Genomic DNA, 12,277 nt, shown 5'->3' with positions numbered 1-12,277 from the left:
ATGTGAAAAAAGTCCAGCCTCAGGGATTGAGATAAGTGCCCTTGATCTCGACCATACCGTTGCCCCCTGATCTTGCGTTTTGCGACCATGAGCCGGGATTGGAGGTTTCAACCAGATAGGTGCCGGGCTGCAGGACGATGTCCGGTTTGACTTCCCAATAATAGGACGGCTGAGGGGATCCTGATCTTCCCTGTGCCTGCCAGGCGCCTATCGCGGCGCCTGTTGCATTTAATATCCGTATGCTTCCCGGTACTCCTCTATAGCCATAATGATAGGTAAACATATTGGTGATCCAAACCGGACGGGAAATGGTAAAATGGGGGCTTCTTCCCCCAGATGAAACACCGGCATCATTGCCATTATAAAAAATAACCGATTCTTTACCGGGTTTCCCGGCCTTCATTCCGCTGTCATCTGATCCGTTTTGTCCGGCGGGGGCGCTTGTCGTTGTTCCTCCGCACACGATACGCGAGAATCCGACGCAGAAGCCCTCGTTACATACCTTGTTATCTCCCATGACCCATGTTGGTCGGCGATTGGCCAGTTCAAACGATATTGCCCCGGAAAAACCCTTTTTTCGGCAGAAATAATCTGCTGCGGGTTTTTGGCAGTTGCTCCCCCAGTTGAGACAATTATCGACATAGTGTCCGTTGATCATCGGATCAAGATACGTTTTGGAATTCATGGATTCTGCTTTGGGCGCTGCCGCAGGAGCCGCTCCGCTGAGCTTCACGCCGGATACCGTGTCGCCGTTGTGTGCCCCGTTGGGAACGCTGTCCTTCAGCCAGCAATGATAGGCGGATTTTACATATGTGTAAGCGGCACACTTGAGATCTGTGGCGCACTGGTTCTGACAGAACTTAACAGAAGATGCATTATCGATTCTTCGATAGTCCGCACCCATGCGATCGGTGTTGGGCTCGCAGGTCACACCGGCAACAGTGGCGCAGCTTCCATCCCCGACCGCGCGTTTTTTTACCCCGGAGATGGTGTCGTTGTTGGGGGTTGGTCCGGGTACTCCATTTTTCAGCCAGCAGTGGTGTGCTGACTTCACATACGTGAAGGCTTGGCATTGCTTGTCAGCAGCGCAGGCGGAATGGCACGCCTGCACCGATGGGCTGCCATCGATGCGTCGATAGTCCGCGCCCATGCGATCGGTATTGGCCTCCATGGTTAGTGTGTCGGCATAGGCCGGCGCTGAAATCAAGATGATAGCAAAAAAGACGGTGAGTGCCGCTCCAAATGTCCGATGCGCTGTCCCGGCAATAAAAGCATACATAATAACCTCCAAATTTTGTGATGACTTCCTTTTTGCGCAAAAGTATAGGACATGAATCACTATGTCAAGAAAACCTTGACTCCTGTGACCATAAAATAAGGATGTCAGGTTATGCGCGTCCTGCGCTTTTTCCTGTTGCTGCGCCGGCCTTTGAGAGCGAGAAGGATGTGACCCTTGCTTTTGCCCGAATAACGCCAAAAAAAAGCCACCGGGTTGGCCGGTGGCTTTTGGTAAAAGTCTTAATTCTACTGGTAACTTACTTTTTGTTGGATTGTCTCCAGATTTTTCTTTTTTCGGCTTCCTTGATCAGGTCATCCCGGAAATCAGGATGAGCAATGGAGATCAGTTTTTCCGCACGATACCAGGTGGGGCAGGTTTTCAGGGCGACTGCGCCATATTCGGTCACCACGAAATTGACCATCTGGCGGGTTACAGTGGTGATGCTGCCGAGATCGAAGTTGGGAACAATGCGGGATTCGATGGTGCCGTCCTTCTTCTTATGTGTCGAAGGCAGGCAGATGAAACTGCGGCCGCCTTTGGACCAGTAAGATCCCAGCACGAAGTCCGACATGCCGCCGTTGCCGGAAATCTGTTTGAACCCGGAACTTTCCGCGTTGACCTGACCATACAGGTCAACCTGCAGAGCCTGGTTGATGGAAATCAGATTGTCGATCTGGGCAAGTCTTGTCGGGTGATTGACATATCCCACGCTGCAGGAAGCCAGGGCGGGATTACGGTCTATCCAGTCATAAAGCGGCTTCCCTCCCAGGGCGAACGTGTAGTTGATTTTGCCCTGATCGAAAGTCTTTTTCATTCCGTTCATCACACCCGCTTCCCACATATCGTGATAGGCATCAACCAGCATTTCCGTCCAGCCGCCCAGATTCTTTAAATCGGATTGACTGATCAATTTACCCAGAACATTCGGCATTCCGCCAATGCCCAACTGAATGCAGTCGCCGTCTTTCAGATGCGCCAGGACGTGCTCGGCGATTTTTTTGTCCGTTTCCGACGGGGTGACGACGGGCAGTTCCGCCAAAGCCGTGTTGTTGCCTTCGACCACGGCTTGAATCTGCGAAATGTGGATTCTCTCCATGTTGCCGCCGTATGCATAGGGGATGTTATTGTTGACTTCCAGAATGATATTTTTTGAACTGATCGCCTGCAGATAGCAGCAGGAGTTGTGCAGCCCCCAGTTGAAGTAGCCGTCTTTGTCCATCGGGGCGACCTGCGCCATGAAATGGTCGCGCAGCGGTGTACCTGCTTTTTTCGGGTCATACATCCCGTTTGTGACATAGAGTTCCGACTCGCCATATAAAGTCGGCTGATAAAAAACGCCCTGACACATTTCCTGCAGGATGCGGGTAAGCAAACTGAAATGCTGGTCATTGTATGTGAAAACTTCGCCTTTGGGATCTTTCTGAACGACTTCCGGGACCGGCGGTACGGTCACTGCTGCCATGATCTTAATATCGCTCAGTTCATCCTTTCGCGCCGCCAGTGCCTTGTCCAGTTCAACCGGTTTGCCGTTGAACATGGCCCAGTCAATCCAGTCGCCGGATTTCACTTTTTTGACCGCCTCTTCGGCGGTCACCAGTTTTTCCTTATACATTTTTTGAAAATCACCCATGGTAATACCTCCTGTTGCTTTCTTAATATTTTTACCCCTTTTGGGCAGGGTTTATGATGTGCATTTGGTCGCGGTAAAGTTTTTGTTGATTTTCATTACCGATGGTTATATTACTAACCAACGGTTACATTAGTCAAGCTTTTTTAGTGCAAGGTCTCAGAAGCATGTGATATATGGATGCCAAAGGGGTGATATGAAAAAGAAGAATTCTTTTGCTGAACTCAGAGATCATGAGAAAAGAGCCAGGCAGGATGTCATTATTGAGTCTGCCAAGCGGATATTTGCCACTAAACCATTCAGCAAAGTCAGTATTCGCGACATTGCCGGAGAGGCCGGTATCTCTCACGCGTCTATTTACCGGTATTTTCCCGATCAGCAATCTCTGTTTCTGGAAGCCTATCTTCACGGGGCTCAGGAAATAACGGCCATTCTTAGCGGCATTATTGAGAAAAGTGGAAGAAAAACCATCGAAAAGGTAGCCGATGCCTATCTCAACTACCTGATCGATAATGACCAGTTTTGCCGGATGATGACCCATTTTATGCTGGACGGCTCACTGCCCGCGGAAATGGTTGACAAACTCAACGCCTCCGAACGCCTTATTTTTGATCAATTCGATATTCTTTTTCGGAAAGCAAACATGCCGGAACCGGTGAGACCTTTATCGCATGCTTTCTTCGCGGCGCTCAATGGCGTTCATGTCACGTTTCGAAATTATCCCGGCAGGACTCCTGCGGCTGTGCATCAGCATATGCATCATATCGCCCAGGTCGTTGTGGCTAAATTTAAAAAAACAGCCGTTTGAAAACACATCTGATATGGGGAAAGGCTCCCGAAGGAATATTTGGCGCAGTTGTCTCTGTTATCCGGCTTAAACAACGACCCTGACATCCGGCAGCTTATCTTTAATTGACATATCAGGTCCGGGCCAATATACTTTGCCCATGATTGAATTGAATGCCGTAACCAAACAATATGGCTCCCTGGCCGCCGTCGATAATGTTTCATTTTCCGTAAAAGCAGGCGAGTATTTTGCTCTGCTTGGTCCCAACGGAGCAGGAAAAACAACCATTGTCAAAATGCTGCTGGACTTTACCCGGCCAACATCGGGACATTTGGCGGTCAATGGTATTTCCAGTACGCAGGCGGCAAGCCGCACCGCCATCGGTTATCTGGCTGAGAACCACCATATCCCCCCGCATCTTTCCGGTTGGCAGTACCTGCAGCGCTGCTCGGAACTGTTGGACATCAGTCGATCAGACGGAGCGGATCAATGCAAGCGCATTGTCGGGCAAATCGGGATGCAGGGCAGGGAGCATGCCAAAGCAAACACCTATTCCAAAGGTATGGTTCAGCGGTTTGGAATCGGCGCCGCCCTTGTCGGGAATCCGAAGCTTCTTATTCTTGATGAACCTACCTCCGGCCTTGATCCCATCGGCATCCGGGAAACACGCCAGCTGCTGGAATCACTCAAAGGCCAGGGTATGACGATCTTCCTCAATTCTCACCTTTTATCGGAAGTTGAAAAAATATGCGACAACGCCGCTATTATCAACCAGGGAAGGCTCCTGGTGAAGGACACCATTTCCGCACTGATCAAGAATGGCGATACTCTGGAAGATGTGTTTGTCCGGTTGGTGAAAGGTTGAATTGAAGATGCCGAAAACATATCTCTCCATCATTCGAATCGCGAAATATACACTGACGGATGAAGTGCGCCAGAAGAGCTTCATCGTCATGGGTGTCATCTGCGCCCTGGCCATTCTGCTTGTCCGCGGTTGTTATTCAGGGAACGTCATGGTGAACGGCCAGACGCTTGATGGCGATACCATTATCCGGGTTGTGTCCAAAGTGATCTTCCACATGATTGCCGCAGGTTCGATGCTGCTTGCGGCCCTGCTCACAATGCGCGTCTTCAAGCGCGACCGGGATGAAGGGATGCAATCCTGCATCCTGTCCAAACCGGTGACCAGGATGCAGTATGTGCTGGGAAAGATGATCGGCCTGTGGGCTTTAGCGAGCAGCTTCATGTTCATCCTGCACGGCATTGTGTTTGTCATTGCATCCATTAACTTGAAGGTCGTCATGCCGGAATACCTGCTGGCTTCGCTTTCTTGCTCGCTCAATTTGCTTTTTGTGGTGGTCGCCGTGCTTCTTTTTTCGCTCCTGATGCCGGATATCATCGCTTTTCTTTTCGTGACGGGCATCGGCATGGCCAGTTTTGTTGCCGAAGGAATTTTTGCGCTAAGCCGCAGCCCAATGGGGCAGGCGATGATGCAGCAGCCGGGCGCACAGCCGGACTGGACCTGGGGGAAAGCGGCCTACTATTTATGGCCGAAACTTTCCGGCATCCAGCAATTTGCGTCTTCGATTATCGGCGGTGAAGGGTTCCAGGGATTTTTGTCTGTTTATCCGTTCATTAATATCCTTATCTATGTCCTGATTCTCGGTGCGCTCCTGTTCCATCGTTTCCGGAATGAGGACATCATTTGACCTGCGGGAATTATTCAGGCCGGAAATATCCATGGAGCAAACGGCGTCACGGGAGCAAAATTCAACCCTCCGACCTTCTACTTGAAAAGGGGAAATAATGAAAATCGGTTTGACCTTGGGAGGCGGCGGTGTTCGCGGTTTGGCGCATGTTCCTATTCTGGAGGCTCTTGATGATCTGGGCATTAAACCGGACATCATTTCCGGCACCAGTGTCGGCGCCATCATCGGGGCGCTCTATGCCTCCGGGATGTCCGGGAAGGAGATCCGGGAGCGCATCAGCCGGTATCTCATTTTAAAAGATGATACCTGGCGGGATATCGTGGCCAAGAAAAGTGACCTGCTGAAATGGGTTACGGCTTTTTCCGCGGGATTGTCGCGCGGCGGGTTTATCAAGACACAGCGCTTTATTGAATATCTGTTCAGTGAAATTAAGAAGCCGACTTTTGAAGAGTTGGATATTCCACTGTTAGTCGTTGCCGCGGACTATTGGACCGCACAGGAAGTTGTGTTTGAAGCAGGTGATCTGCTTCCCGCTCTGCAGGCCAGCATGGCCGTGTCGGGAGTATTTGCGCCGGTGTCGATTGCAGGCAGGGTTTTCATCGATGGAGGCGTCGTCAATCTGGTTCCCTACGATCACCTTTTAGAGCGGGCTGATTTTACCATAGCCGTGGATGTGAGCAAGGTTCGCAATGAAGGGGATCATAAAATTCCCGGCGCTCTGGAGTCCGTTTTTGGAGCTTTCAATATCATGCAGGCGTCGGCTCTTGCTGAAAAGATGAAGCACAAAAAGCCTGACATCTATATCCAGCAGGAAATCCAGGAAGTGCGGATGTTTGACTTTGGAAAAGCCGCGGACATTTTCCTGCAGGCCCAATCCGCTGTAGACTTGCTGAGAAGACAGCTGAAAGATTCGGCCATCGGATAGCAAAAAGGCGATGGGGTCGGTTTTTTTATGACTCATGCTTGAGCGGATTGAAGAACGTTTTAAAATAAGCAGAAGATATGGCGGCAGCTCAAGTCAGGGAACGGATCAGAGCCATGCCGTTATCGTGAAATATTTTATCGTAAAATTCCTGAGACAGGTTCATCTTCAGCAAGTTTTCAATCTCCGCTTCCCGCGGTGTTATCAGGTTGGGATAATCCGAACCGTATAAAATTCTTGATTGATACTTTTCAAGATAATCGGGGCCCAGTTGATAGCCTTCATACGGCGGCGGCAAAAAACAGAAGGCGGTGTCCAGGTACAATCGCGGATATCGATCTAAAAGTGTTATGAACCCGCTATATTCATGCGCCCCCATGTGGGCGACGGTTGCGGGCAGATCCGGGAATTTTTCAAGCACCTTCAGGAAAGGTTCAAGACCGACATATGGATTCCCCACGGGTCCCGTTCCTGCGTGAAACAATAGATGCTTCTTTTTCCTGATGATCATTTCATACAGGGGGAAGAGCCGAACATCGCACGGATAAAAATTCTGGACAAGGTGGTGGAGTTTGAATCCGAGTATCTTCGGGTTTTCGAGAAGACGCTCAGCCATTTCCAGGGCGTGTTTATCGTCCGGGTGATACGCGGCAAAGCAGTAAAGGTCGTCATATTCCTGAAGGATTTTAACATTCCATTGGTTCAGGCCCAAGGCAATATCGGCACGGTGGGCGTAGTTGGAATAGACGATGGTTCCGACGCCTCCCTTTCTCAGACGCGCTATGCATTCCCCGCAATAATATTGATGGATGATATTCCAGTTATAATTTTTAACAAAAGAACTCCAGATGGCGTCAAAAAGCTTATCCGGAAACAGATGGACATGAAAATCGATTATTTTTTCAGGAATTATTGCCATGTTCTACACCGCCTCATACCTGTATAACTAAACCTGTTATATTACCATACGGGTTTAGTCAATGGGATGCAACTTGATCTAAATAACGATCTGTTTTTCCACCACATTTTATCTTCCTTGAACCGCCCGCCATTCCTTCAGCTTGCTCAGGGCCCTTCCCGTCATGATGGTTTCCCTACTCATTTCCACGCCATTTTTCAGATCAGCGGCCTTGCCCGCCACGTAGAGGATTGCCCCGGCGTTCAGGCAGGTGAAGTCGATACAGGGTTGATGGGACCGGCCGGAGACGACCTCGACAAACCGCCGGGCCTCGGTCCGGATGCTGCCGGTTGCCAGAATATCTTCAAGGGCGCATTTCTTTATGCCCGCGTCCCCGGGCTGAATGGTATAGCGCTTCACCCGGCTTCCGGAAAACTCGATGACGAGAGTGTCTCCGGAAGGCGAGATTTCATCCATTCCCGCTCCCGGTTTTCCGTTCCTTCCGTGTACGACCATGCCTCGTTCATAACCGATGAGCTGCATGACCTGTGCTACTTTCTCCATCACCGATTCTGCGTAAACGCCCCTGAGGGCTAGGGACGGTTTAGCGGGATGGGCAAGAGAAGCGGCAATGTTCAGGGTGGAGCCGAATCGTATCTGGCTGAGAATGCGGCCCAAACCGCCGGGATGCACCCTGGGGCTTGTGCCGTTGAAAAGACCGATGCCTGTCTCGCGGATACTTTTCTCTACGGTTGATATATCGCATTCCACATCGATTCCCACCGCTTCAAGAATATCGACGGTGCCGCATGCAGAGGTAATGGCCCGTGCTCCATGTCTGGCCATTGTGACGCCGCAGGCCGCGGCTACGATGGCCGCGGCACTGCTGACGTTGAATGTTTTTATCCCGTCCATACCCGTGCCGGAATTTTCAAAAAGAGGACCGGGCAGATCGGAAGCCGTGCGTATCGTGTCAAACTCATATATGGCGCGCCACGCACCGACGATCTCATCGTGTGTTTCACCTTTGGCGGTCAGGGCGGCCAGAAACGCTCCCTGCTGCAGATCGGGCTGTTCGTTGCATAAGACCTGTTTGAATGAACAATACGTTTCTTCCTCAGTGAGGTTTTGTCCGTTAATCAGACGTTCGATCTTTCCGCCGAAATTCTTTAATACCTGCTGGTCCATTGCCGGTCTCCTCGTTTTATTCTGTTTTACGGGTAAAGATGAATCTTCATACACTCCCGTCGCTCTACAAGACCGAGGGCTCTCTCCAGGTCTCCGAGGGGCAGGGCATGAGAGATCAGGTCGGAAACGGGAACAGCACCGCTGCCGATGAGGGCAAGGGCCTCCCGGCCATGTCTGAAGCTGCAACCGTAGGCGCCGACGATGGTCTGTTCAAGATAATGCAACTGGTTGAAATCGGTTTTGATGGCGCAGTGATCGGGTGCAAGGCCGGAAAACACAACAAGCCGTCCCCTTGGCCCGAGGCGTTCCAAGGCTTCCACATAGGCATTCCGGTTTCCTGCGGCGACGATGGCTGCGTCAAAAGTTCTGTCCGGAGGCCGCGTAAAACCCTTTACCAGAGAAGCCCGGCGTTCATCGGTGTCAATGATGGCGACTTCCGCCCCAAGAGCGCGAGCGCTTCTGGCAAGCAGGGAACCGGCAGGACCGGCGCCCCAGATGGCAATGGCCTCTTCTTTTTTCAGGCGGGAAAGCTCCAGAGCGTTGAGGCAGCAGGAAAGAGGCTCGGCAAAAACCGCTTCTTCGTCGGTAATATTGTCCGGCACGGGAATGAGGCTGCGGGCGGGGGCTACCACATATTCGGCAAAACCACCGTGACGGTGAAACCCCATGATCTGCATATCTTTGCAGAGGTTTTCCGCCCCTGACCGGCAGGGCCGGCAGGTGCCGCAACTTGTGCCGGGATAAATGTAGACCCTCTGGCCTGTGGTAAAGTCATTCACACCTGTCCCGAGAGTCCCAATGATGCCCACGACCTCTTCCCCGGGGATGCGGGGCAACGCAAGATCCCTGTGCCCCACCCTGATGAGTTTCAGATCCGTCCGGCACAGACCGGTTACGGAAACGCGAACGAGAACGTCATCACGGCCGGGCGCCGGTGTTTCCATGTCCCGGATGGTGAAACTACCTATCTCTTCAACAATAACTGCCTTCATGCCGCCTCCTCAATACAAAAAGGGTTCCTGCGGATAAAATTAATTTCCGCAGGAACCCTTTACCATCGAATCCCTTGTTCATAATGATTTCAGCAGGTCTTCTGACTTACGGATCATCCATCGGCTGCGACCTTCCCGTCCTGTTAAAACAGACAGTGGTTGTATCCTTGCAGCCGGTGTCCACGTTTACAGCGGCGGGACCGTCACGGAATTGCACCGTGTTCCGGATTGCTGAATCAAACAATTTATTAGTGGGTGCGTTTACCTTATCTGCCTGCCTAATGAAAGCATATTTTTATGCCCCATGGACTTTTTGCCGGCGTTTACACTCCTTTGCCCAGAAATTTGTTTCCCAGGTCGTCAATCTGTCCCCGGCCAATCATTCTCCGGACATGTTTTTTGATCATGATGAATTCCCACATGTAGACCCACGCATCGACATGGTATTTGCTGCCGTAGATAAGGCCCTGATCGACAATTTCCTGTAATGACAAAGGCCTTGTCAGTGTCGAAAGAATCTTCCTGTCCCGTTCATGAATGATTTCGATGAACCTGTCCAGGCCGGCCAGAAAATCCTTTCTGCCCAGAACACCTTTTTCATGTCCCGTGATGTAATATTCACCATCGATCGCTTTGAGCTTTTCACACGAAGAGATGAAGCAATCGATATCACCGTCGGAACCGGCGTACCAGGGTCCGAAAGATGTGAGGTCGATGTCCGCGACATACATCACGCCATGGTCGGGGAAATTCATACAGCTGAAGCCTTTCGAATGTCCGGGGGTTCCGATGACCTCCATCCTGGTCCTGCCGAAATCCATGACCTCTCCCCACCGGTATTCTCTATCCAGTCTGGCCGTGGATTTCCACCACTCGTGTCGGTTCTGAGGGGAAAACGGGCTTTGCTTTGTGGAAGGATCGGCTATCCTGGCCATCCATTCATAAACCCAATCCGGACCGTAAACCTCGTCCATGCCCAGGAGGGCGCCCAAATTTTTTCTCTCCCGGAAACACGGGGCTTCCTGCGCATTGATGAGGACCTGCGCCTGATCAAAAAGATAATTGTAGGCAATGTGATCAAAGTGATAATGCGTGTTGATGACCAGATCGATGGAAGCTTCCTGCTTCAGGGCCGTGAGCGTTTTCAAGCCGGCGCCCGGATCGATGAGAACCTTAACATCATCATCAATAAACAGAGACGTGCAATGAGGAAATCTGCACTTGTCTTCTCCCGGTATCACTCTAATAGGTCCGAATGGTTGATTCATAAGTTTCGGCTCAGGCGGCGGCCATCCATGCAGCCGATCAGATCTTTTCGTATTTCACTTTTTTGCGGTTGACGGTTCTGAGATACTTCACTTTGGGATGGCCGAAAACCATCATAAAGATGACCGATTCATCTTCACGAATGCCGACTCTTTGTTTTAATTCCGGTGAGACGTCAAATGCGAATGTTCCAAAACCCATCAGGCAGGCGCCCAGGCCCAGCGCGTTGATCATCAGTTCGAGATGACCCGCGTTTAGGCAGCCGTCTACCTCGTTGCACTTCCGGCTGACAATCAGAAGCGCGTTGGGCGCGCCATGGAACAATAAATCCCTCTGGTTTTTCTGGTAAACCTGATGCCAGTTGACCCAGATGGATTGGAAATCCAGGTACTGATGCGGCACCCGCATCGCTTTCTTATCGACGCTTTTGACGTCCAGTTCCGCCAGTGCCGTGAGCGCAATCGGCGTAATCTCCCGCAGCGTATCCTTTGTCAGGACGATATAACGCAGCAACTGCATATTTGCGCCGGTTTGCGTGTATCGTCCCATCTCCAGTATTTTCGCGATATCCGCATCGCTTACCGGTTCGCCCGTATATTGACGGATGCTCCGGCGGAATTTAACAAAATTTAAAAGCCTCTCGGGCGTAATCTCGAATTGCTTTGGATCATATTCGATAATCTCCGAAGGATCATAGTTGCCAACCAAGGCAACCGCATGCTGCGGGCATACGGCAAGGCAGTGTCCGCATTCCAGACAGAATTTGCCGTGAACGGCCTTCCCGTCTTTGAGAGCGATGTTCGCGGCGGTGCAGTCCGCTTTGCAGGTGCCGCATCCGATACATTTTTCCAGATTAACTTTTACCATGACAATTTCTCCCGAATCATATCGATAATTTTGAACACATGCGGCTAGTTAATTCAAGTTATCGATGTTTGTCAAAGGTTTTGTCGGAACCACCTTATAATGGTTTCCGCCATAACCTGATGCCCTTTTTCATTAGGATATCGGGAATCCGACAGCACTAAATCCGCGTTTTCCAGATGATGTTCTTCAAGATATCCCGCCCAGGATAAGTGGACGGGAATTAATTTGCAGCCCAGGTCTGAAGCGACAATCCTCAAGGATCTGTAAAAAATATTAACGGCGTGCATCTCATCGGGATTATCAAAGGTGTGAGATGTCGCAAGGAAGATGACCGGATTGAAACGAAGCCGCGCCAGCCTGATCATCTGTACGATATTTTCCTGAAATTCCGAGCGGTAGACATACCCGAAAGCATCGTCAACACCGAATTGAACAAGAAGCATCTCCGGCTGAAAGAAATCGATGTCTTCGGTGAAAGTGCGGATCGCATCAAAAGAGGTTTCCCGGTGTCTTGACCGGTTGATCACTTCGATCCCCTTTGACGTCAGGGAGTCTGCCATAATATCTGCGTAACTTTTGATGACACCGAATCCTGCCGCAATACTTCCGCCGCAGATAAGCAACTTCATAAACAGCCCCCGGATTAATCAGCAATTCCGATCGTCCAGCTTTCCTGATGCCTGAATATTCTATCACCAAATGAATAAATGGGAAGCAGGAAAAAGATATAATTATCAGTATT

12 protein-coding genes and 1 riboswitch are annotated in these 12,277 nt (G+C 50.7%); of the genes, 4 read left to right on the top strand and 8 right to left on the bottom strand.

The window, feature by feature from the left end; translation table 11 throughout:
- Positions 1-19: 19 nt before the first annotated feature.
- On the bottom strand, positions 20-1,279 hold the full coding sequence (locus CVU71_11255; protein PKN18091.1) for a hypothetical protein: 1,260 nt from the start codon (positions 1,277-1,279) through the stop codon (positions 20-22).
- Between the two features lie 256 nt (positions 1,280-1,535).
- Complete coding sequence (locus CVU71_11250; GenBank protein PKN18090.1) at positions 1,536-2,909, bottom strand: butyryl-CoA:acetate CoA-transferase; 1,374 nt, start codon at positions 2,907-2,909, stop codon at positions 1,536-1,538.
- A 193-nt stretch (positions 2,910-3,102) separates the two neighbouring features.
- On the opposite strand from CVU71_11250, the gene CVU71_11245 reads away from it, so the two are divergent.
- The 4 genes from CVU71_11245 to CVU71_11230 all read left to right on the top strand — a co-directional run bounded on the left by CVU71_11245 (position 3,103) and on the right by CVU71_11230 (position 6,327).
- Complete coding sequence (locus CVU71_11245; GenBank protein PKN18089.1) at positions 3,103-3,714, top strand: TetR/AcrR family transcriptional regulator; 612 nt, start codon at positions 3,103-3,105, stop codon at positions 3,712-3,714.
- A gap of 139 nt (positions 3,715-3,853) precedes the next feature.
- A complete protein-coding gene (locus tag CVU71_11240; GenBank protein ID PKN18088.1) occupies positions 3,854-4,558 on the top strand; it encodes a multidrug ABC transporter ATP-binding protein in 705 nt (234 codons plus the stop codon).
- 7 nt (positions 4,559-4,565) lie between these two features.
- Positions 4,566-5,402 (top strand): hypothetical protein, encoded by an 837-nt coding sequence (locus CVU71_11235; protein PKN18087.1) that lies wholly within the window; start codon positions 4,566-4,568, stop codon positions 5,400-5,402.
- Positions 5,403-5,499: 97 nt separating this feature from the next.
- The gene (locus tag CVU71_11230; protein PKN18086.1) at positions 5,500-6,327 is read left to right on the top strand and encodes a patatin; all 828 of its coding nucleotides are present in this window, start codon (positions 5,500-5,502) and stop codon (positions 6,325-6,327) included.
- A gap of 88 nt (positions 6,328-6,415) precedes the next feature.
- Here CVU71_11230 and CVU71_11225 read toward each other — a convergent pair whose 3' ends face one another.
- The 6 genes from CVU71_11225 to CVU71_11200 all read right to left on the bottom strand — a co-directional run bounded on the left by CVU71_11225 (position 6,416) and on the right by CVU71_11200 (position 12,164).
- Positions 6,416-7,243, bottom strand: a complete 828-nt coding sequence (locus CVU71_11225; protein ID PKN18085.1) for a hypothetical protein — start codon at positions 7,241-7,243, stop codon at positions 6,416-6,418.
- 108 nt (positions 7,244-7,351) lie between these two features.
- A complete protein-coding gene (gene trpD / locus CVU71_11220) occupies positions 7,352-8,410 on the bottom strand; it encodes an anthranilate phosphoribosyltransferase (GenBank protein ID PKN18084.1) in 1,059 nt (352 codons plus the stop codon).
- A gap of 26 nt (positions 8,411-8,436) precedes the next feature.
- Entirely contained in the window at positions 8,437-9,402 is a 966-nt protein-coding gene (locus CVU71_11215; GenBank protein ID PKN18083.1) for a hypothetical protein, read from the bottom strand.
- A gap of 73 nt (positions 9,403-9,475) precedes the next feature.
- Positions 9,476-9,653, bottom strand: a riboswitch (cobalamin riboswitch).
- 72 nt (positions 9,654-9,725) lie between these two features.
- A complete protein-coding gene (locus CVU71_11210; protein PKN18082.1) occupies positions 9,726-10,670 on the bottom strand; it encodes a hypothetical protein in 945 nt (314 codons plus the stop codon).
- 37 nt (positions 10,671-10,707) lie between these two features.
- A complete protein-coding gene (locus CVU71_11205) occupies positions 10,708-11,535 on the bottom strand; it encodes a reductase (GenBank protein ID PKN18081.1) in 828 nt (275 codons plus the stop codon).
- A gap of 71 nt (positions 11,536-11,606) precedes the next feature.
- Complete coding sequence (locus tag CVU71_11200) at positions 11,607-12,164, bottom strand: hypothetical protein (protein ID PKN18080.1); 558 nt, start codon at positions 12,162-12,164, stop codon at positions 11,607-11,609.
- Between the last annotated feature and the right edge of the window lie 113 nt (positions 12,165-12,277).

Source organism: Deltaproteobacteria bacterium HGW-Deltaproteobacteria-6, from assembly GCA_002840435.1.
Classification (GTDB): domain Bacteria; phylum Desulfobacterota; class Syntrophia; order Syntrophales; family Smithellaceae; genus UBA8904.
The sequence above is the reverse complement of the archived record's forward strand: the minus strand, read 5'-3'. Positions and strand labels throughout refer to the sequence as shown.